This is a genomic window from Clostridium lacusfryxellense (genome assembly GCF_018861735.1).
GTDB lineage: Bacteria > Bacillota > Clostridia > Clostridiales > Clostridiaceae > Clostridium_AD > Clostridium_AD lacusfryxellense.
This window is the reverse complement of record NZ_JAHLEB010000011.1, coordinates 81,934-103,321: the sequence shown is the minus strand read 5'-3', so window position 1 is coordinate 103,321 and position 21,388 is coordinate 81,934. Positions and strand designations below refer to the sequence as shown.

Genomic DNA, 21,388 nt, shown 5'->3' with positions numbered 1-21,388 from the left:
TATAATTTTTCAAATAAGAGGGTGAGAGCAATGACAAACAAAGTGGACAACGTACTATGGTTGATGTGGAAAGATGATCAAGGACAACCATTTAAAGTAGGCGAATTGAGTAAAGGATCTGAAAAATATTATTTTGAATATGACATTGAAGGTGTTAAAAAATCTACGGAATATGGATTCTCTCCATTGCCATACTTCCCTATGGTAAATGCAAAGTATTTCAGAGAGGAATTATTTAACTCATTTTCAAACAATCTACCTGGCTATGGCAAAAGTGATAGAACATCAGTTTTAAAAAAATATAACATTAATGAGTATGATGATTTTGAAGTATTAATAAAAGCTGGATGCAAAACTTCTACAGATAGTTTTGAATTTATTTCGCCTTTTAAAGAAGAGGAAGAGTTAGGGGCAAACCTAGTAGAGATAAAAGATGAAAAAGAGGAAGAAATTATTTTAGATGAAAAATAAGTAAAGTTAGATAAAAAAGTGTGTAATACGAAAATATATTTTCGTATTACACACTTTTTAATTTCAAAATATACCAGTCATTAATTATATTTAAAATTGTTTTCACAACCTAGTGTTATGTTTCATAAAATGAAATGAGTAATAATTTGGAGTGGTATTTTGTTATACGTACTAATTTTAGCAGGTGGAAAAGGAACAAGACTATACCCTCTATCTCGTGCACAAAACCCGAAGCAGTTTTTAAATATTATTAATAATAAGAGCTTTTTAAGAAGCACTGTGGATAGAATAAAATGTATAGTTGAAAATGCAAATATTTATGTAGTTACCAATGAAGATTATTTTGAAAAAATTTGTGAGGAACTCCCAGAAATCAGAAAATCAAATATATTTGTTGAACCTAGTAATAAGGAGACTGCTACGTGTATAGGTCTATCGGCTGCCAAACTATTAAAGCAAGACAAGGAAGCGACTATGATAGTGCTACCTTCCGATCATTATATAAAAAATGATAAGGAATTCAAAGAAACTATATTACAAGGAGTTGAAATAGCAAATAAGAAAAGAGGGCTTGTCACCATTGGTGTACAGCCCACAAGACCAGAAACCGGTTATGGTTATATAGAAATGGGAGATAGAGTAACTGGTGATATGCCTACATTTAAAGTAGAGAGGTTTTTAGAAAAACCTAACACTGAAGTAGCCAAAGATTTGTTGTTAAAAGGAAACTTCGTTTGGAACAGTGGTATGTTTGTATGGAGAGCAGATGTGTACTTGCGTGAAATGGAAAAGTATTTACCTAAGATGTATAAGCGGCTAATGACTATATATCAAGCTTTAGAAACTGAGGAGGAGAATGATGTAATAAAAGATCAGTACAATGAAATAGACGGGATTTCCGTGGATTTTGGAATAATGCAAAAGACTAGAAAGGCATTTGTTATAAAATGTGACTTTGAATGGGATGATATTGGAACGTTTGCATCACTTTCAAGGTTTCTTAGTAATTTACGAGGTAATAATGTTTTGGGTAATACATTTATGGAAGAAAGTGAAAACTGCTCGGTATTTGGCAAAGACAGGCTCATAATTGGGTTTGGAATAAAGGACCTTATAATTGTAGATGCAGGAGACGTAATACTCGTAATGGACAAAAATAAGGACCAGGAGATCAAACATCTGGTTAATGAACTTAAAGAACATGAAGAAACGGGGAGATATATATAAATTGAAATAGTAGGTTTCACTTTAGGGTGAGGCCTATTATTTTTGATTGGCGAAAGGGCTAGTGAAAGAATGGTTGGTATAAGGTCACTAAAGTTTGGATCGTGAGTAATATTAAATAATGACATTTCTTGTTTTAGAAGATAATGTTATTATTAGTATAATATTAATATTAATAAATATAGTGTAACTTTTTAGAGTTTTTTTCCACTATATATGCAAGAGGTGATGGTTGGTTGGAAAGTATGAAAGATCTTTATGAGACATATGAACGATATATTTTTAGGTAGTTATATGGATTGACACTTAATTATTATAAAGCCGAAGAGCTTACGCAGGAAACATTTTTTCAATTGCTTAAGTCCTTTCATAGATTTCGTGGTGACTGCCATGTATCTACTTGGATATATAAAATTGCAAGAAATGTATTTATCCAATATTCTAGAAAAAACACTATAACTACCATTTCTATAGATGAAAATTTGTTGGATAATCCAGATAGAGACGGGCCTGAAGAAATTTTCGAAAAAAAGGAAAGCAACATGCGAGTTATAGCAGCTTTATCGAAAATTCCTGAAAAGCAGCGTGAAATTCTTTGGTTAAGGGAATGGCAGGGGCTTTCCTATGAAGAAATAGCTAGTATAACAAACCACTCTCTTTCTTGGGTGAAGGTAAATATACATCGTGCAAGACTGGCCTTTAGGAAATCTACTCTTTTAGTTTATATACCATCACAAGATTTGACCACTGAGATGGGATTAAAAAGCATGGTTGAAACACAAACTTTGATTGCAGATATTGTGTTCAAATATTTAAAGGATGGAAAAGTAGTTGTTTATAAAGGAGAAAGCACAAGCTGGGGAGGAACTTTAACCTTAAAATATTATGTGCATTCGTGGAATGATGAAAGGGGTAAGCTTCATTTTGATACTTATAACGAAACTAACCAATTAATAAAGTATAAATTGACTGACAAAACAGAAGTAGGTACAATTGATTTTGAGTATCAAAACACAGGAGTAAGAGGGAAAATGACAGGCGTGAGGCTTAATAAGGAGGGCTGGTTAGAAAATAAAAGTGGTGGTGGCAGTGGTTCATTTAATCCTGAAGATGAGAAGGCTTATTATACAATTAAATGGAATGGGAAAAAAGAAAATATTATATTGGAATTAAAATAAAGGGCGAAAGTACCTAGTTAAAGGTATATAAGATTGATGATTAATGGTATAATTTACTATATGGTATTTCGTATGTTTATACATTATTATTAATGAATAGGAGGAGTAATTTGATTAAAAAATTCATTGTAATAGGATTAATCTTTATAGTAATGATAGCAATGCTATTTACTGTATTTCGTAGGTCAAAAAATGTAAATGAAGATGCAGTATTGAGAAATAAGATAATAGAAATTATTAATCAAGATGATAGTATAGATTTTAATAAAATCACTAATTTTGAGTGGGATACTATGTATTTATTTACTCCTGATTCAAGGCCAAAAGATGTATTTAAGACGGATGATATAAAAGAATACAATTCGACCTTTAATATTGAAGTTCGTGAGGATATAAATATGATTGCATTTGTAAAATTTAATAGGTTGATTTCATATGTAGAGTTACCGAGGAATTATGGTGGTGAAGATATTACAAAATATATTAAATTAAGTAAAAGTAATGCAAAATTCAATATATCACAGAAAGATAAAGTTATAATCTTTAACGAGTAATATTGAATTGAATATTTAATGTTATTAAATATATTTTAATAAACAAGTTCAAAAGCATATGCATATAACCTATTATATGGTAATATGTAGAAGTGAGACCATATGTTAAAAAATTTTTATTTTATTGATTTTCTAACTATAAAATCTATTGTAGTATATATTAAAAGAATGGAGGTTGTATCGTGGACTGTGCTTATAATAATGGGATGGTAGAAAAGATTGTATCAGATGTGAAAATTATTAAAGAACAAAATACTGAGATTAAACTACTAAAGGAAATTACAGTGGAACAAAAGGAACAATTGGAAACTATGGCAAAATCAATGAAGGCACAGGAAGAATTTATCGTTAACATATCCCATGAACTTAAAACACCTCTAAACGTTCTGTCTGCTACGGTACAATTATTTAATATGCATTGCAATGATGGCTCATTAGAGGAAATGAAAAATTCCATTGTTAAATATATTAGTTCAATGAATCAAAATTGTTATAGATTGTCCAAGCTTATTAATAACATAGTTGATTCATCAAAAATTGAAACAGGCTTTTTTGAATTGCACTTAACAAATAATAATATCGTAGAAGTTGTAGAAAATATAGTTATGTCTGTAACTAATTTTACTGATAGCAAAGGAATAAATGTTATTTTTGACACAAATATAGAAGAAAAAATTATTGCATGTGACACAGAAAAAATAGAGAGAGTAGTATTAAATCTTATATCGAATGCAATAAAATTTTCAGATAAGGGCGGTGAAATATTTATTGATGTTAAAGATAAGGGGAGATTTGTTGAAATATCAGTTAAGGACAATGGCATTGGCATCGAAGAGAAGAACTTGGAGTCGATATTTGATAGATTTAAACAGGTGGATAAATCACTATCAAGAAACACAGAAGGCACAGGTATAGGGTTGAGTTTGGTTAAGTCAATCGTAGAACTGCATTCTGGATTCATATATGCTGAAAGTGAGGTTGGTAAGGGTAGTAAGTTTATATTTAAGCTTCCTTCAGAAAAAGTATCTAATGAGAGTGTGGTAAATAGCAGCAAAATATCAAGCAAAAATGAAAACGTTAAGGTGGAACTTTCGGATATACATTTCTGTTAATTGTTATCACCGGATATTATTATATATGTAACTGTCGTAATTTAAAAAATACAAATTAATGAAAACGTATACTTAAATATTTTCTTATATATGGACGCAAAGAAACCCATATCATAGATATGGGTCTTGGTTTCCAATATTTAAAGATAAACTTTATAATCTTGCCATATATCCTCTAAAGTAGAGAAAGTTTTTGAGATTTTTTCTTTTTCTCTTAAGCCAACAGCTATGATTAATGCATTTATTACACTAAGTGGTGCTACTAAGGAGTCAACAAATGAAGTCATATTACTTTGTGCAACTAAAGTATAGTCAGCGTTCACTGATAATGGAGATAATAAACTATCTGTAATTGATACAATAGTGGCATGTTTGCTTCTAGCAAAGGTTAGAGCTTCGATTGTTCTTATAGCATACCTAGGAAATCCTATCCCAATAACTATGTCTTGTTCATTAATATTAAGCATCTGCTCGAATATATCACTAACACCATATGCAACTAGCTCAACATTATCTAAAATAAGATTTAAATAGAAAGCTAAGAATTCTGACAATGCAGATGAGTCTCTAAGTCCAATTATATATATCTTTCTAGCTTTGAATAATGAATTAACAATATCTTCAAAAGTTTGATAGTTTATTTTTTCCGAAGTAGCTTTAATATTTTCTATATCAGCTTTTAATACATTTTTCAGTGCATTTTCTTGAGTAATGTAGTCATTAGATAATTCAATTCGTTGTACTGTAGTTAATTTATTCCTAATTAACTGTTGAAGTGACCTTTGTAACTTTGGATAACCACTAAATCCTAACTCGCTTGCAAATCGTACAACAGTTGACTCACTTACTCCTATACTAGTACCTAATTTGGCAGCTGTCATAAACGCTGCTTTGTCATAGTGGTTTAGAATATATTCAGCGATCAGTTTTTGACCCTTACTTAAACGTGGCAGCTTGATTTGAATAGATCTCATCAAATCTTGTTTGTTATTTTCCATAATCAATTCAATCCTTTCAATGTTAATTCAATTCTTTCTATGTTAACTCAATTCTTTCTGTGTTAATTCAAACTAAATGAAATAAAAACGTTTAATAAAATATTAGTGTTATTTTAGTTTATCACCTATTAAACATAGTTTCAACGAACTTTATAAATTTTTACATATATTCTTAAATTTAATTTAAGGATTAATTCTTTCCGTTTAATTGCTCTGCAATAATTCTTGATAAAAGCACACCACTATTTTTTGCTTGTTCGACAGTATTATTATTGTTTCCAACCTCAATGAGCACTGCATTATCACTCTTATTTTGATTGTAAAATCTTATTCCCTTATCATAGAGCCAGACTTCTCTGCTGTCTAAAAGACCTGGGAATAAGGTTTTCGATATTCCAATCATAGAACTTACTAGTTTCTTCTGCTTTGCATATCTAGGATTTTTCTGTGTTACTGCAAAAGTAAACTTAGCAACTTCTTTTCCATTTATTTTAGTTTTTGTATTTTTAAAAGAGCTAGGAACACCGTCTCGATGCAAATCAATAATTAAATCAAAATCTCCAAATTCCTTCAAATACTTATCTAAAGTAACTCCGGATTTCATGTATGATGCATTATAATCTCCAATATTATGCAAAGTTTTATCATGAATAACGGCAATACCATAATTTTTTTCTAGCTCATATTCAATTACATCACCAACTGCGCATACATTTTTTCTTAAGTCCATATTAAAGGTGTTCTTGGACTTATCATTGTCAGAAGTTAGGTAAGATTCAGTTGCATGAGAATGGTAAATAAGTACCCTTGGTTTTGCATTGTTTAGAGTTTGTTTTAGCTTAGGATTATAGAGGGCTGAAATCACATTAGAACCTTCAGATTTACTTACCTGATTATCATCTAATTTAAAGGGGTTAAGAACAGATGCTTTTCTTTTTTCTACACCATTACTCTCATTATCTATAACTACATCAGTATTGCCGTTGTTGTTATCAAAATATGCGATTTGTTTTGTTAATATTGATATAGGATTGGTAATATCTATCCCTAAAAATGATAAAGCTGTATATTTAATATCACCACTTGAATCTTGATTTGTTTTATTTGTAAATGCAATCGAAGCTAATGTATTACTAATAATATTAACATAAAAGTTATTTTGAGGTATTAAAGAATTATCTGCACTATCTGCGTTAGCACCTTTAGGCAAAATCAAGCATAATAAAAAAATAACAAGAAATGTGGAAATGCTCAAAAGTAATCTTCTTCTAACATTTTTCAGCCTCATATCCGTACCTCCACTAAGCTTTGTTTAATCCATATTGTTTTTAAATATATTCTTTAAAGAAATAATTATTACATTTAATTAAAAAAATTACTTAGCAGCTATTAAACTAAGGCACAAAAATGTGCGTACTTGATATTGGGTTTCTTAGTAAGATATAATAATGACGTATAATATAGAAGGTTAATGTAAAAAAAATAGTAAATAGGGGTGTTGAGTTTTGGGAAAATTATTTACCGAGTTTAGTATTAAAGATTTAAAAATGAAGAATCGTATTTGTGTTCCTCCAATGGTAGTTGGATTTAGAGTTGATGGATATGTAGCGCCAGAAAATGTAGAACGTTATAGGAAGTTAGCTAAAGGTGGAGCAGGGCTTATAATTCAAGAGGCTACGTGTGTTAATGATGATGGAAAATTAATGGAAAAGCAACTTGGGATATGGGAAGATGGGCAAATTAAAGGGTTAAAAAGTATAGTTGATGTTGTTCACGAAGAAAATAGTCTAATATTTATTCAAATTCATCATGCTGGAGTTGTTGGAATATCAGAAGACCCGATATGTCCAAGTCCATATGAATATACAAATTATGCTGGAAGTGTTGTTGTTGGGCATGAAATGAGTAGTGAAGATATAAAATCTATACAAAATGATTTTATTGAGGCTGCAATAAGAGCTTATAGCGCGGGATATGATGGGGTTGAACTTCATGGATGCCATGCATATTTAATAAGCCAGTTTTTAAATAAAAAAGTGAATAAGAGAACTGATGAATATGGCAAAAACCCTGAAAAATTTGTGATAGAAATAATAGATGGAATTAGGGAAAAAACGCCAAAAGAATTTATTGTTGGAATCCGTTTGGGAGGATTTGAACCAACAATAGAAGACGGAATAAATTATGCTAAAATATTAGAAAAAAACGGAATAGATTTCCTTGATATTTCTTATGGTTTTATGAGTGAGCAAGAAATTCATGTAAATAAAGAGTATAAATACTCTCAGGCTATTTATGCAGCGCAAAAAATTAAAGAAGTAGTCTCAATTCCTGTATTTGGGGTTAATGGAATTAAATCAGCGGAGATGGCTGAAGATATATTAAATGAAACAAATATAGACATTGTTGATATTGCTACGGGATTTCTAATAAATAATAATTGGGCAAATGACGCCAAAGAGGGAAGAGATACTGGGAAATGCTTGAATTGTGCAAAATGCATGTGGTTTGGTCAGTCTAAAGTCTGTGCAGGAAAAGTTTTATACGACAAAAATAATAAATAAAATAATTGCCTCACAAAATTTACATAAAGTCCATAGACCATACATTAAGTTGACATTAAGGTGACACGGTTAGTGGGTATAATTATTAATGTAGCCATGGCAAAATAAATAGAGTGAGGAGAAGATAAAATGAAAAGCATATCTTTAAAAACAAAAATAATATCAGGAGTAATAACAGGAGGAATGATTTTATCCTCTGTTAGTGCATTCGCAGCAACTACGAAACAAACAAATACTGATACTTCAAAAGCTAGTCAGCAGGTTCAAAGGGATACTAAAAAACAAGAGAACTTCGACGCAAATTTGAAAAAACTTGTAGCTGATAAAACTATAACTCAGGCTCAAGCAGATAAAATTAAAGCAGCGAAGGTTGCTAGAGAAGCTGCTCATAAAGCAGAAAGAGAAAAAACTAAAAGTATGACGGATGCTCAGCGTAAAACATATATGGAAAGTAATAAGGATAAGCATGTAAATATTTTAAAGTCACTTGTTGACAATGGAACTATAACTCAGGCTCAATCTGATAAAATAGGCCCTGGTGAAGGTAAACATAATGGTGGAAAAGGACCTATGGAAGGTCTAAAGATTAAATAGTCTATCTTTAAATAAAAAACTGAATTTGGAATTTGTATAAAGAAAGGAACATACTGGATAAAAACTAGTATGTTCTTTTTAATTTAAATAATTAAACTAAAGCTAAATCACTGCGTGACATGTAATATAACGACATATTAACTAGTTTATAGTATACTAACATTAGTATTAAATAGAAGGTTATTAAAGAATACAATAAGGTGGAGAGTGGATTAGTATGAAATTCTTAAGGAATCTAGAAAAGGAAACTATAAGTATTAAGAAATTGAGCATAATTAAAGCTTTTTTTGTGATGGTTTTATCTGTTTTATTGGAGGCTTTTGGAGCTGTACCTATAGGAATTATTAAATTATTTACTAGTCAAAGTCCGCAGTTGGCGCCATATATAAATCTTGGAGCAGGAGTAGTAGTTAAATATTTTGTAATTATTCTTTTATTAAAATGGTATAGTGAAAAGCCGAAAGAACAAGCGCATAAGCAAAATATAACAATAAAGAATTTTATTTGTGTAACACTAATCATTATAGCTTTTCGCGCCATATTTGATAATAGTTTAATTTACTTGGTCAATAAAATACCAATGCCTGATTTTATAGTTCAAGCTTTTAATGAAATGGCCATTTCACCAATTATAATGATACTAAGTGCTGTTATTATAGCACCTATATATGAAGAAGTTATTTTTAGAGGAATCATGCTAAAAGGTATGGCTAGAAAAATGAATCCAATATTGGCAATTATAATATCAGCCCTATTTTTCGCAATACTTCATATGAATATACCTCAAGGGATAAATGCATTTTTACTAGGAATCGTTATTGGGTCTATATATTTAAATACAGGTTCAATTTATTTAAGCATATTTGCGCATTTTATAAATAATTCGGTTGGTATTACAATTTCGGAATTATATGGATTAATAAGTGGAAAGTACAGCATATTATTTCATGGAGTAGCTATCATTTTAGGAATTATAATTTTAATTGCAGCGTGTAGGTGGCATAAACAAAGTAAAACTGTAAATGAGTTAGATATATACAAAGAATTTAAGGAAGTATGAAATTAATTTTTATTTTAATTATTGTAGGGAGATTATACACAAGAGATACTATTGCGAAAAATGATTGAAATATAGAATTAAACTGCAATATATCTTTACAAAAGTTATAATAGACTATATAATAAGCTTTAAACTGAAAGTTCAACAAGGCTAAAGTTCATAAAGACTAAAATAAATGTAGTGTCTAAAAATGAAAAATAAGGTATATAACAAGGAGGATAATAAATGAAAAATAAGGAAATAACAAACCATAATGATGCTCATAAAATGGCAATGAGTAAGTTAAATGCAGATAGTAAAGAACAACCAGAATTATTTAAAGATATATTCCCATACTCAGAAATTCCAAAGATGGTCTTTGGAAGTGAACAAATTCCAATGTGTATACCTGATGATATTTGGATTACAGACACTACATTTAGAGATGGGCAACAGGCTATGGATACTTACACTGAAAAACAAATAGTAAAAATATTTGATTATTTACACAAACTTGACAACAATTCTGGGATAATAAGACAAACAGAATTCTTTTTATATACGCAAAAGGATAAAAACGCTGTTAAAAAGTGTCTAGAAAGAGGATATAAATATCCCCAAATAACCTCTTGGATAAGGGCAAACAAAGAGGACTTTAAGTTAGTGAAAGATATGGGGCTTAAGGAAACAGGAATGCTTATGTCTTGCTCAGATTATCATATATTCAAAAAATTAAATAAAACAAGACAAGAAGCTATGGATTTATATGTATCACTGGTAGAAGAGGCATTAGAAAATGGAATAATTCCAAGGTGTCATCTTGAAGATATAACTAGAGCAGATTTCTTTGGGTTTGTGATTCCGCTAGCTAAAAAACTTATGGAACTTTCTAAGAAATCAGGTATTAAGATAAAGATTAGAGCCTGTGATACATTAGGACTTGGATTACCTTACGCAGGAACTGAGCTGCCAAGAAGTGTACAACATATTATACATGGATTAAGAGTTTATGCAGGAGTGCCTTCTGATTGCCTTGAGTGGCATGGACACAATGATTTTTATAATGTGGTACCAAATGCTACTACAGCATGGCTTCATGGGTGTAGTGCTATAAATACGTCATTATTTGGTATCGGAGAGAGAACAGGTAACTGTCCACTTGAAGCTATGATTATAGAGTATGGCCAAATAAAAGGTAATGTAAAAGATATGAATTTAAAACTTATAAGTGAAATTGGTCAATATTTTGAAGGCGAATTTAAATATAGTATTCCACCTAGGACACCTTTTGTGGGCAGTGAATTTAATGTTACGAGAGCTGGAATACATGCGGATGGAATATTAAAAGATGAAGAAATATATAATATTTTTGATACAGAAAAAATATTAGGTAGGCCAATTGTTGTTGCGGTTAATGAACATTCAGGACATGCAGGTATAGCGGCTTGGCTTAATACTTATTTTAGATTAAAAGAAATAGATAAGATAGATAAAAAAGATGATAGAATTCAGATTATAAAAGAGTGGGTAGATGAAGAATATATGTCAGGGAGAAACACTGTTATGAAAAGTGAAGAGTTAGAAATATTTGCTAAAAAAGCTATTCCAGAACTAAGTTTAAAATTACAAAAGACTAAAGCGTGTTAATATAATTATATATCTTTAATACTATCTATCTTTAATATTATCAAATTTTAATACTATCTATATACGAAAAAATGGAGGGATATCATGGCATTTACAGCAACGCAAAAAATAATTAAGGCTCATCTAGTTAAGGGTGAAATGATTACGGGTAATGAGATTGCAATTAGAATAGATCAAACATTAACGCAAGATTCTACAGGTACAATGGCGTATCTTCAATTTGAGGCTATGGGAATAGATAAAGTTCAAACTAAAAAATCTGTTGCATATATAGACCATAATATTTTACAAACGGGTCCTGAAAATGCAGACGATCATTTATATATACAGAATGTAGCAAAAAAACATGGAATATATTTTTCGAAGACTGGAAATGGGATTTGTCATCAAGTTCATTTAGAAAGATTTGGAGTGCCAGGTCAAACTTTACTTGGATCTGATAGTCATACTCCAACTGGTGGCGGAATAGGTATGATCGCTATAGGAGCAGGAGGCCTTGATGTTGCGGTTGCTATGGGCGGCGGAGAATATTATATAACAATGCCTAAAGTTGTAAAGGTAGAGCTAACAGGAAAGCTTAGCCCTTGGGTTGCAGCTAAAGATATTATTTTAGAGTTATTAAGAAGATTAACAGTTAAGGGTGGAGTTAATAGAGTATTTGAATATACTGGCGCTGGACTTAAAACTTTAAGTGTTCCAGATAGAGCAACTATTACAAATATGGGAGCGGAACTTGGAGCTACAACTTCAATCTTCCCTAGTGATGAAGTAACTCACGCATTCTTAAAAGCACAGGATAGAGAAAAAGATTATGTAGAGCTAAAAGCAGATGATGAAGCAGTATATGATGAAGTAGTTGAAATAGATTTAAGCAAAATAGAACCTCTTGCTGCTTGTCCACATAGCCCAGATAAAGTAGTTTTAGTGTCATCTTTAAAAGATATAAAAGTAGACCAAGTGTTAATAGGAAGCTGTACTAATTCATCTTATGTTGATATGATGAAAGTGTCAAAAATACTTCTAGGAAAAACTATACCTGATGAAGTCTCACTTGCTATTGCACCAGGTTCAAAACAAGTGTTAAATATGTTATCTAAAAATGGTGCACTTGGAGATATGATTGATTCTGGGGCAAGAATACTCGAAAGTGCATGTGGTCCTTGTATAGGAATGGGTCAAGCACCTGCAACTAATGCGGTATCTCTAAGAACCTTTAATAGAAACTTTAAGGGTAGATCGGGAACCGTTTCTGCAAGTGTTTATATTGTGAGCCCAGAAGTTGCGGTTGCGTCAGCGCTTATGGGATATATAACGGATCCAAGAGAACTTGGTGAAGCGGTTGTTGTGCCTATGCCAGAAAAATTCTTGATTAATGATAATTTAATAATATCGCCCGCTGAGAATGGAGAAGGCTTAGTAGTTAAAAGAGGCCCTAATATTAAACCATTCCCTATAGCTAAAGAATTAGTAGGAAATGTAGAGGGTAAAGTTTTAACTAAACTAGGGGACAACATTACAACGGATGATATAATGCCATCTAATGCTAAATTACTTCCATTTAGATCTAATATTCCTTATCTTGCAGAATTTTGTTTAACTCCAAGTGATGAGAATTTTCCAACTAAAGCTAAAGAAAATGGTGGTGGAATTATAGTTGCAGGATCAAATTATGGTCAAGGATCAAGTAGGGAACATGCAGCACTTGCACCTCTTTTCTTAGGGATTACAGTTGTTCTTGCTAAATCTTTTGCAAGAATTCATAAAGCTAATTTAATTAACAATGCTATAATTCCATTGGTGTTCGAAAATACAAATGACTATGAAGATATATCATTTATGGATGAATTAGTAATAGAAGATGCGGCGGATCAGATTGCAAAAGACGTTGTTATAGTGAAAAATATAACAAAAAATACGGAATATAAAACTTTACCTGAAGTAACTCAAAGAGAAAAAGAGATGCTTATACACGGTGGATTAATAAATCTTATGAAAAACAAGAAAAAAGGAGAGGTTTAGAAGTATGGAGCATAATATTACACTTATACCGGGAGACGGAATTGGACCAGAAGTAACTGCGGCTACTGTTAAAGTTCTAGAAAAAAGTGGAGTCAAAATTAATTGGGAAATAGTGCGTATGGGCGCAGAAGTTATAGAGGAGTTTAATACTCCTATGCCTCCATATGTTTTAGAGAGCATTAAAAAGAATAAAGTTGCACTAAAAGGTCCTGTTACAACACCAGTAGGCAAAGGGTTTAAAAGCGTTAATGTTACATTAAGACAGGAATTAAATCTTTATGCTAATATACGCCCTATAAGAACTTTTGAAGGTGTTCCTTCAAGATTTGAAAATGTAGATCTAATAGTAGTAAGAGAAAACAGTGAAGATTTATATGCAGGAATAGAGCATATGATTACTGAGGATATTGCAGAGAGCATAAAAATAATAAGTAAAAAAGCTAGTGATAGAATAGTAGAATATGCTTTTAAACTAGCAAAAGATCAAAATAGAAAGGAAGTAATAGCTGTTCACAAAGCAAATATTATGAAACTTTCTGATGGACTTTTTTTAAGATGTGCAAGAAATGTTGCAGAAAAACATAAAGAAATAGCTTTTGGAGACGTAATAGTTGATGCTATGAGTATGAAACTTGTAATGAATCCAGAAAAATATGATGTACTTGTAATGCCTAATCTATATGGAGATATATTATCTGATATGGCGGCAGGTCTAGTTGGTGGTCTTGGACTAGTTCCAGGAGCAAATATTGGAGAAGACGGCGCAGTTTTTGAACCAGCTCATGGTTCAGCTCCAGATATAGCAGGGCAGAACATAGCAAATCCTACTGCGTGTATTCTCTCAGCAGTTATGATGTTAAGATATATAGGAGAAAAAGAGGCAGCAATTAAAATAGAAAAAGCTGTAGAAGCTGTCCTAAAAGAAGGAAAACACTTAACTTGTGATTTAGGTGGTACTACTGGAACTATTGAATTTACACAGGTTGTTATTGATCAAATGGCTAAATGAGAATAAATAAACTCCTTAGTAATTATGGCATTTGTTCAAGGACTGATGCTAATAGACTTATAGTTGAAAATAGAATAATTGTAAATGGCAAGCTATGTATTCCAGGTCAATGGGTGGAAATCGAAGATGATATTCTTATTGATAATGAGAATGTTTCAGCGAGGAAGAAGATTTATATTGCTCTAAATAAGCCTGTAGGAATTACTTGTACTGCAGCGAAAACAGTAGAAAACAATATAATTGATTTCATGGAGTACCCCCAGTACATATTTCCAGTTGGGAGACTCGATAAGGCATCTGAGGGTTTAATACTTATGACTAATGATGGTGACTGGTCAAATAATATATTAAATTCTGATAATGAACATGAAAAAGAGTATATAGTAACTGTAAATAAGCCTTTTGATGACCTTTTTATAGAAGGAATGTCAAAGGGAGTTCAAATTTGCGGTGTTAATACAAGGCCATGCAAAGTTAATAGAGTATCAAGTGATACTTTTAGTATTATTTTAACGCAAGGATTAAACAAACAAATCCGTAGAATGAGCAAGACTTTTGGATTTACAGTTGTGAGGCTTGAGCGAATTCGAATTATTGATATAAAAATTGATGGTATAGAAATTGGAGCGTGGCGACACCTTACGGATAAAGAGGTAGTAGAATTAAGTAATAGATAAAGGGTTTCTTAGTAGTGATACTAAGGAACCCTTTTGTTATCAATAACTATTTTATTATTTATGGTTAAAAGTTAAGCAATCTGTTTCTGAATAAAGATTAACATTGTGTCCATTAACTTCTATTGATTTAGCGCTGCAGAGTTCGTTTGAGTTATAGGTGCATGTGACTACAGTACAAGAAACTACGTCGCATCCATGACTATTGGTATCTATAATATTTGTAAGAGAACTATAGGCAAGACTATCTAAAAATGAAGCACAACAGGTATCAGATTCTTTTCTTGCACTTTTACCACCAACATTGATTATGTTTGCAAAACATGTATGTTCATTATTATGTGAGCAATTTTCAACGCCACAGTTAATTTTTGACATGTAATCTCCTCCTTAATGTATCTACTACAAGTTTAACCAAAAGTAAAACAAATTATTAATAATATAAAATCATTTTAAGTTTTGGTGTTTATAAGCTGCTGAATGTGATATAATAAGAATAATGTAGTAAAAATAAACATGTGTGTTCTAGAGAAAATCGAGTTGTTATTAAAAAAAATAGGGAAATATTAAAATTATTTATATAATTTTAAATCCCTTAAAGGCATATAAAAAAAATAGGCTAGCATGCTGACTGGTTATTTTTTTAAGATGCCTAAATAGAAGAAAGAGGTGTCCTATCATAAAAAACGAAATTGGAAACAAAAAAGTAAATAGTAAAGTAGAAACCACTAAAGTAGAAACTGCTAAGGTAGAAGTTAAACTTAATAAATATCAAACACTTGAAGAAGTTACTTACTTAAAAATAGTTAAAAAAGATGGCACAACTATTGATTGTAAAATAGATACTGAAGATTTAAAAAAAGTATTAGAAAAAGGTCGTTGGTTTGCAGAGTGGAACAAAGACTTCAATAATTTCTTAGCACAAAATTTAGGTTCATATTATATTGAAGAAAAGAAATATAGAAGAAAGCAAAGTTTGCAATCATTTATATTAGATGTTCATCCAAAAGCGCCTGTAAGGCACATTAATGGAGATACTCTAGACAATAGAAAATGTAACCTTGAAGTTTATAATCAGAATACAATTAATGATTATGAAGAACATGATGAAGATTCTGTTGGTGTGATATTAAGAGACAGATATGGTAAAGAGAAAGCAAGAACTATAATTGATAAAGAAGATTTGAATAGAGTAGTTAACAATGACTACACATGGGTTTTATTTAAGAAAGATACAGAACCTTATGCTGTAGCAAATACTCCTGAAGGAAAAATTTATCTTAATAGATTTATAATGAGTACTACTGAAGATATGGTTACTCATCCTATAAATCTTAATACATTAGACAACAGAAAAGCTAATTTAGAAAATAAATATGCTAATGTTGAAGATGTTAAAGTAAACGAAGAAACAGAAATTTAATAAAAGTATAAAAAACCAGTATAGAAGATAGCTCTATACTGGTTTTATTTTTTTGTGCTTAATTCATCAATATTTTTAGTTTGAAACTGATTTGTTTTACCCATAATATATGCTAGTTTAATTATGGATTTTTCTTCTTTTGTCATTTCTCTGTCAAACATTTTCTCAAATTGTTTTGACAAACTAACGAAATCAATTTTATAGTTTGGAGTAGCTAGTCTCCTAACCTTCATAGGTTTATATGGATCGTATACCTTGGTTTTGATATCCTCGTTATAAATTAGCTTAAAAACCTTTGCAGTGTAATAAGCATCATTGAAAGCATTGTGAAATTCACTTTCAATAGGGATACTTAGTAGTTTTGCAGCATTACCTAACCCGATGTTTATTCCTTTTTTACAACCAAGTTGCTTAGAGGCATATGATTGAATGTTGATGTACGATGTAGGTATAATGGAAGCATCTAAACCATGGTATGCTATGTTTCTAAATAATTCAGTGATATCTGCCACGCCCCACACAGATAGTACATTTTCATCGGTTTTAACGAAGTCAGCTAGTTCATCATACATCTCTTTGAAGGATTTGCCGTAATTAAGATCCTCCATTGTTATTCCAGTAATTTCTTTTACAAAAGGATTAATTTTAGTGTAAATTTCTGGTTTAACTAACACATCCAAAGCCCCGATAGTCTCAAAATTTTCATTCAGTTTTACTGCGCCTATCTGAATTATTTCAAAAGGGCACTTGGGGTTTGATTTATTTTCAGTTTCTTTTCCAAAATTGTAACCTTGATTAAATTCCAAATCAAATACTATATAATTCATTTAATAACCTCTAAACTTATTTAATTTTGATATAAATAGATGGAAAAATATCATATAACTATAGTATATTTCTAATTATAATATATTATGTAGTATATCATTTATAATAACAAAAAACACCTTAACTAGATCTCTTAGGCTAACAAAATTTGAATATTGGAACTAAAGTAGTTATAATAAGTATAGTTAGGGTATTATGTTCTTATAAAAATATTAACAAAAATAGCTATTAGTATTATGAGAAAAGTAATTACATATAGATGAAGAAAGAAAACTGAGTATAGCTCAGTAAATTATAGTCATACGAGAGGAAGTTTTATATATGGGAAAAATATTAGTGCTTGCAGAAAAACCATCAGTTGGTCGCGAGCTTGCAAAAGTCTTAAATTGTACTCAAGGCGGAAATGGGTATTTAATGGGAGCAAAATATATTGTAACTTGGGCATTAGGACATTTAGTAACACTAGCAGGCCCTGAGGATTATGATGTAAAATATAAAGCTTGGAAAATGGAAGATCTTCCTATGTTACCAAAGGATTTAAAACTGGTAGTTATTAAGGAAACTGCAAAGCAATATAAGATTGTACGTGAACTCCTTAAAAAAGCAGATGTAGATGAACTAGTAATAGCTACAGATGCAGGACGAGAAGGAGAATTAGTAGCAAGATGGATAATTCAAAAAGCAGGATTTAAAAAGCCTATAAAGAGGTTATGGATTTCATCTCAAACCGAAAAAGCTATAAAGGATGGATTCGCTAGTCTTAAACCAGGAAAAGATTATGAAAACTTATTTTGGGCAGCGCAATCAAGAGCGGAGGCGGATTGGCTTATAGGCCTTAACGTTACGAGGGCCCTAACTTGTAAATATAATGCTCAATTATCAGCTGGAAGAGTACAGACGCCAACATTAGCACTTATTGTTGATAGAGAAAATGAAATAAAAAGATTCATTCCAAAGGATTACTGGACGGTAAATGGTAAGGTAAATAATTTCAATGTTCATTGGTCAAGTAAAAATGGTGAAGCACGTACCTTTGATAAGAAAAAGGCAGAAGACATTGCAGTTAAAGTAAACAATCAAATGGGAACTGTTGTAGAACTTAATAAAGCATCTAAAAAAGAGCTTCCACCACTTGCATATGATTTAACAGAACTTCAAAGGGATGCAAATAGAAAATTTGGATTTTCTGCAAAACAAACTCTTAATATAATGCAGAAGTTATATGAAACTCATAAGATCTTATCTTATCCAAGAACGGATTCTAGGCATATTACCACAGATATAGTAGCAACGTTACTTGATAGGCTAAAGAGCGTAGCTATAGGACCATATGAGAAAGCAGCTAGAAGCATAATAAAGGGTAGAATTCATACTACAAGTAGACTTGTGGATAATAGTAAGGTATCAGACCATCATGCTATAATTCCTACAGAGCAGCATGTAGATTTATCAAGCCTTAACAAAGAAGAGAGAAGTATTTATGACTTAGTTATAAAAAGATTCTTAGAAGTGCTAAGTCCTGCTTTTGAATATGAGCAAACAACTGTAGTTATAGATGTTAAGGGTGAAAGATTCTCTGCAAAAGGGAAAATAGTTAAATCAAAGGGATGGAAAGAAATAAGCAGTTCTGAGGGCAGTGAAGATAAAGATCAATCACTTCCACCAATTAATAAAGGTGAGGCAGTAAAACTTACCTTAGTTAAATCAGTGAATGAGAAAACTAAGCCACCAGCTAGGTATAATGAAGCAACGCTACTTACAGCGATGGAGCATCCAGGGAAAGATATACAGGATGAGAGTTTAAGAGAAGCTTTGGATAATACCTCAGGCCTAGGAACCTCTGCAACTCGTGCTGATATAATAGAAAAACTATTTAACATATTTTATATGGAGAGAAGAGGTAAAGATATATTTCCAACATCGAAAGGAATACAGCTAATAGGATTAGTTCCAGAGGAATTAAAGTCTCCAGAGCTTACTGCAAAATGGGAAAAACAGCTTCAACTTATAAGTAAAGGAAAAGCTAACTCCATGAACTTCGTAAAAGATATGAGAGAATATGCAGTGAAGCTTGTTAAGAACGTTGCAGCTTCTGGCGAAATATATAATCATGACAATGCTACAAGAATGAAATGCCCTGAGTGTAGTAAGTATCTTCTTGAGGTTAATGGCAAAAGAGGAAAGATGCTAGTATGCCCAGATAGAGAATGTGGATATCGTAAAGGTGTATCACAAGTTTCTAATGCACGTTGTCCTACTTGCCATAAGAAAATGGAGATAAGAGGGGATGGAGACAATAAGATTTTCACTTGTGGTTGTGGCTACAGAGAAAAACTATCAGCGTTTAACAAACGTCGAGATACAGAAAAAAGTGCATTAAATAAAAAAGATGTTAACAAGTTCTTAAATCAGCAGAATAAAGAAGATGAAGGAACTGGTAATTCCGCAATGGCTGAGGCTTTTGCTAAGTTTAATTTAAAATAGTAAAACTGTAACACAATATATAAGTGACTTATACGTTGTGTTACAGTTTTATTTTTTTCTAAATCTTTGAAGATTACTTAGCGCTTGTAGAGCTTCTTTGCTTTTGTCTATATTTTCTTTGTCACAAACAACCTCGTCAATTGCGTTGTCATTAAGTGGCAATTTAATATCTTTTATATATTTTTTAATAATATCGACTATAACATTTTCTTGATCTTTAGTAAAAATAACAAGATCTTCCTTTCTACCATAAAAATCGGATTTTATCAGTTGCTTTATTTTGTTACTCCAGTTTTTATCAAAGTACCCAGACTTATTTAATTCATTAAAAAAGTCCTCATCTTGTTTTCCAAAAACTATGGATTTTACACGTTTAAAAGTAACTTTATTAGCCACTCTTTATCACCTCACTTTAAACATTGAATGATAGTTGGGCAACTTTTTGAAATGAATTAGCATTCGCAAAACGAGGATTATCAACGAATACAACATCATTCTTGATATATTTTTTGATATCTTCTTTAAATGATATGGCACCTCCACCAATTATATAAATTTTATCAGCTTGACCGATTTGTCTATATTCTGCTTTAAGGCTAGTGATGATATCGTATATGTAATTATCTTTTAATGGATCGAGTACTGACAAGTCATGCACTTTTCCATCCATATCTTTTACGTAGCCTTTCTGGAGTACTCTCTCCATATCTTTTTCATTAATATTTATATCAAATTCTTCATTCAAACGTCTAGAAAGTTTGCCGAAAATGTCTTTTGTACCTGTAGGCATAGAGGCATTTACGTCCTCAAGGTCCATAAAACTATAGAAACTTACGTCTATTGTGTAATGCCCAAAATCTATCACAACACTGTTAGGAATATCTTTAAATTCTTCCTCATACAAAAAAGGCAGACCAGATGCTTGAGGAATAGTAGTTATATTGCTTATATTTATAAGTTTCTCTTTTCCCCCATTAACACTAACTAGTTGGTTATCACAAGCGGTTTTTATATATTTCTCAAAGGCCTCACATTGCTGGTTATAGTATTGAATTGGTAATCCAACGCAAAGATTACATTCTACATCGTCTACTTGTTCAAATGACGATTTATATATTGATGCTAATGTTAATACTTTGATTATCTCTCTATCAATTTCACCTTTTACCTTGTTAATTCCAGACAGTTTTTTTCCTTGGTTTGTTATTGTATAGTATTTATCTCCAATTTTCACTTCAACAGTATCATCTGATGCTACAGCTAACTTTTTGCCTTCAAGGACACTACTTGTAAAGCAATGGTTAGAAGAATCCTTCAATGCTGAATATCCATGGTCTTGTCCTAAAAAAAGAACTTGATTAATCATAATACCCCTCCTATTTGAACATGTACTAAAAGTAGTACTTAGTAATACTTTTAATACTTGTAAGGTAATAAAAGTATTAATTTTTATTACCTTATCAATATACTACAAATTTCAATAAATTACAATATTTACAATAAATATATATTTTAATTATTGTAAACGTAAAATAATTAAGATATACTTATAGTTAAATTGGGTTTACAT

20 protein-coding genes are annotated in these 21,388 nt (G+C 31.1%); 14 read left to right on the top strand and 6 right to left on the bottom strand.

Going from position 1 to position 21,388, the window contains the following annotated elements; translation table 11 throughout:
* Positions 1-30: 30 nt before the first annotated feature.
* The 5 genes from KPL55_RS08785 to KPL55_RS08765 all read left to right on the top strand — a co-directional run bounded on the left by KPL55_RS08785 (position 31) and on the right by KPL55_RS08765 (position 4,539).
* Positions 31-471, top strand: a complete 441-nt coding sequence (locus KPL55_RS08785; protein WP_216306337.1) for a HipA N-terminal domain-containing protein — start codon at positions 31-33, stop codon at positions 469-471.
* A 159-nt stretch (positions 472-630) separates the two neighbouring features.
* Complete coding sequence (locus tag KPL55_RS08780) at positions 631-1,698, top strand: mannose-1-phosphate guanylyltransferase (RefSeq protein WP_216306336.1); 1,068 nt, start codon at positions 631-633, stop codon at positions 1,696-1,698.
* A gap of 296 nt (positions 1,699-1,994) precedes the next feature.
* Positions 1,995-2,873 (top strand): RNA polymerase sigma factor, encoded by an 879-nt coding sequence (locus KPL55_RS08775; RefSeq protein WP_216306335.1) that lies wholly within the window; start codon positions 1,995-1,997, stop codon positions 2,871-2,873.
* 110 nt (positions 2,874-2,983) lie between these two features.
* Positions 2,984-3,427 (top strand): hypothetical protein, encoded by a 444-nt coding sequence (locus KPL55_RS08770; RefSeq protein WP_216306334.1) that lies wholly within the window; start codon positions 2,984-2,986, stop codon positions 3,425-3,427.
* A 182-nt stretch (positions 3,428-3,609) separates the two neighbouring features.
* Entirely contained in the window at positions 3,610-4,539 is a 930-nt protein-coding gene (locus tag KPL55_RS08765) for a sensor histidine kinase (RefSeq protein ID WP_312887255.1), read from the top strand.
* 140 nt (positions 4,540-4,679) lie between these two features.
* On the opposite strand, the gene KPL55_RS08760 is transcribed toward KPL55_RS08765, so the two are convergent.
* Together KPL55_RS08760 and KPL55_RS08755 are read right to left on the bottom strand one after the other, a co-directional pair.
* Positions 4,680-5,537: a MurR/RpiR family transcriptional regulator gene (locus KPL55_RS08760; RefSeq protein ID WP_216306333.1), complete on the bottom strand. Its 858-nt coding sequence runs from the start codon at positions 5,535-5,537 to the stop codon at positions 4,680-4,682.
* A 190-nt stretch (positions 5,538-5,727) separates the two neighbouring features.
* Complete coding sequence (locus KPL55_RS08755) at positions 5,728-6,825, bottom strand: stage II sporulation protein P (protein WP_216306332.1); 1,098 nt, start codon at positions 6,823-6,825, stop codon at positions 5,728-5,730.
* A 217-nt stretch (positions 6,826-7,042) separates the two neighbouring features.
* Here KPL55_RS08755 and KPL55_RS08750 point away from each other — a divergent pair, with 217 nt between their 5' ends.
* The 7 genes from KPL55_RS08750 (at position 7,043) to KPL55_RS08720 (ending at position 15,086) form a co-directional block, all read left to right on the top strand.
* Positions 7,043-8,101, top strand: coding sequence for an NADH:flavin oxidoreductase (locus KPL55_RS08750; RefSeq protein ID WP_216306331.1), 1,059 nt, complete (start codon positions 7,043-7,045; stop codon positions 8,099-8,101).
* Between the two features lie 129 nt (positions 8,102-8,230).
* On the top strand, positions 8,231-8,695 hold the full coding sequence (locus KPL55_RS08745) for a hypothetical protein (RefSeq protein ID WP_216306330.1): 465 nt from the start codon (positions 8,231-8,233) through the stop codon (positions 8,693-8,695).
* 217 nt (positions 8,696-8,912) lie between these two features.
* Positions 8,913-9,755, top strand: coding sequence for a CPBP family intramembrane glutamic endopeptidase (locus tag KPL55_RS08740; protein ID WP_216306329.1), 843 nt, complete (start codon positions 8,913-8,915; stop codon positions 9,753-9,755).
* 273 nt (positions 9,756-10,028) lie between these two features.
* The gene (locus KPL55_RS08735) at positions 10,029-11,381 is read left to right on the top strand and encodes a hydroxymethylglutaryl-CoA lyase-like TIM-barrel protein (protein WP_216306351.1); all 1,353 of its coding nucleotides are present in this window, start codon (positions 10,029-10,031) and stop codon (positions 11,379-11,381) included.
* 84 nt (positions 11,382-11,465) lie between these two features.
* Positions 11,466-13,400 carry an aconitate hydratase gene (locus KPL55_RS08730; RefSeq protein ID WP_216306328.1) on the top strand — a complete coding sequence of 645 codons (1,935 nt, stop codon included), beginning with the start codon at positions 11,466-11,468 and terminating at the stop codon, positions 13,398-13,400.
* Positions 13,401-13,404: 4 nt separating this feature from the next.
* Positions 13,405-14,409, top strand: a complete 1,005-nt coding sequence (locus KPL55_RS08725) for an isocitrate/isopropylmalate dehydrogenase family protein (protein ID WP_216306327.1) — start codon at positions 13,405-13,407, stop codon at positions 14,407-14,409.
* The gene (locus KPL55_RS08720; RefSeq protein WP_216306326.1) at positions 14,406-15,086 is read left to right on the top strand and encodes a pseudouridine synthase; all 681 of its coding nucleotides are present in this window, start codon (positions 14,406-14,408) and stop codon (positions 15,084-15,086) included. The genes KPL55_RS08725 and KPL55_RS08720 overlap by 4 nt, the downstream gene beginning before the upstream one ends.
* Positions 15,087-15,140: 54 nt before the next feature.
* Here KPL55_RS08720 and KPL55_RS08715 read toward each other — a convergent pair whose 3' ends face one another.
* The gene (locus KPL55_RS08715; RefSeq protein ID WP_216306325.1) at positions 15,141-15,461 is read right to left on the bottom strand and encodes a DUF1540 domain-containing protein; all 321 of its coding nucleotides are present in this window, start codon (positions 15,459-15,461) and stop codon (positions 15,141-15,143) included.
* Between the two features lie 598 nt (positions 15,462-16,059).
* Here KPL55_RS08715 and KPL55_RS08710 point away from each other — a divergent pair.
* Positions 16,060-16,506: a hypothetical protein gene (locus KPL55_RS08710; RefSeq protein WP_246599358.1), complete on the top strand. Its 447-nt coding sequence runs from the start codon at positions 16,060-16,062 to the stop codon at positions 16,504-16,506.
* A 44-nt stretch (positions 16,507-16,550) separates the two neighbouring features.
* Here the strand turns inward: KPL55_RS08710 and KPL55_RS08705 are convergent, their stop codons facing one another.
* Positions 16,551-17,333 (bottom strand): 3'-5' exonuclease, encoded by a 783-nt coding sequence (locus KPL55_RS08705; protein WP_216306324.1) that lies wholly within the window; start codon positions 17,331-17,333, stop codon positions 16,551-16,553.
* A gap of 322 nt (positions 17,334-17,655) precedes the next feature.
* Between KPL55_RS08705 and KPL55_RS08700 the strand changes: the two genes are divergently transcribed.
* Complete coding sequence (locus tag KPL55_RS08700) at positions 17,656-19,818, top strand: DNA topoisomerase III (protein ID WP_216306323.1); 2,163 nt, start codon at positions 17,656-17,658, stop codon at positions 19,816-19,818.
* Positions 19,819-19,866: 48 nt separating this feature from the next.
* Here KPL55_RS08700 and KPL55_RS08695 read toward each other — a convergent pair whose 3' ends face one another.
* Together KPL55_RS08695 and KPL55_RS08690 are read right to left on the bottom strand one after the other, a co-directional pair.
* Positions 19,867-20,214, bottom strand: coding sequence for a hypothetical protein (locus KPL55_RS08695; protein ID WP_216306322.1), 348 nt, complete (start codon positions 20,212-20,214; stop codon positions 19,867-19,869).
* A 16-nt stretch (positions 20,215-20,230) separates the two neighbouring features.
* The gene (locus tag KPL55_RS08690) at positions 20,231-21,184 is read right to left on the bottom strand and encodes a ParM/StbA family protein (protein WP_216306321.1); all 954 of its coding nucleotides are present in this window, start codon (positions 21,182-21,184) and stop codon (positions 20,231-20,233) included.
* Positions 21,185-21,388 lie beyond the last annotated feature (204 nt).

What these genes read in the sequence shown, in the direction of transcription:
- KPL55_RS08785 (WP_216306337.1), top strand. Translation starts at nt 31, where the DNA reads ATGACAAACAAAGTGGACAACGTACTATGGTTGATGTGGAAAGATGAT.
- KPL55_RS08760 (WP_216306333.1), bottom strand. Translation starts at nt 5,537, where the DNA reads ATGGAAAATAACAAACAAGATTTGATGAGATCTATTCAAATCAAGCTG.
- KPL55_RS08755 (WP_216306332.1), bottom strand. Translation starts at nt 6,825, where the DNA reads ATGAGGCTGAAAAATGTTAGAAGAAGATTACTTTTGAGCATTTCCACA.
- KPL55_RS08745 (WP_216306330.1), top strand. Translation starts at nt 8,231, where the DNA reads ATGAAAAGCATATCTTTAAAAACAAAAATAATATCAGGAGTAATAACA.
- KPL55_RS08740 (WP_216306329.1), top strand. Translation starts at nt 8,913, where the DNA reads ATGAAATTCTTAAGGAATCTAGAAAAGGAAACTATAAGTATTAAGAAA.
- KPL55_RS08735 (WP_216306351.1), top strand. Translation starts at nt 10,029, where the DNA reads ATGAGTAAGTTAAATGCAGATAGTAAAGAACAACCAGAATTATTTAAA.
- KPL55_RS08730 (WP_216306328.1), top strand. Translation starts at nt 11,466, where the DNA reads ATGGCATTTACAGCAACGCAAAAAATAATTAAGGCTCATCTAGTTAAG.
- KPL55_RS08725 (WP_216306327.1), top strand. Translation starts at nt 13,405, where the DNA reads ATGGAGCATAATATTACACTTATACCGGGAGACGGAATTGGACCAGAA.
- KPL55_RS08720 (WP_216306326.1), top strand. Translation starts at nt 14,406, where the DNA reads ATGAGAATAAATAAACTCCTTAGTAATTATGGCATTTGTTCAAGGACT.
- KPL55_RS08715 (WP_216306325.1), bottom strand. Translation starts at nt 15,461, where the DNA reads ATGTCAAAAATTAACTGTGGCGTTGAAAATTGCTCACATAATAATGAA.
- KPL55_RS08705 (WP_216306324.1), bottom strand. Translation starts at nt 17,333, where the DNA reads ATGAATTATATAGTATTTGATTTGGAATTTAATCAAGGTTACAATTTT.
- KPL55_RS08700 (WP_216306323.1), top strand. Translation starts at nt 17,656, where the DNA reads ATGGGAAAAATATTAGTGCTTGCAGAAAAACCATCAGTTGGTCGCGAG.
- KPL55_RS08690 (WP_216306321.1), bottom strand. Translation starts at nt 21,184, where the DNA reads ATGATTAATCAAGTTCTTTTTTTAGGACAAGACCATGGATATTCAGCA.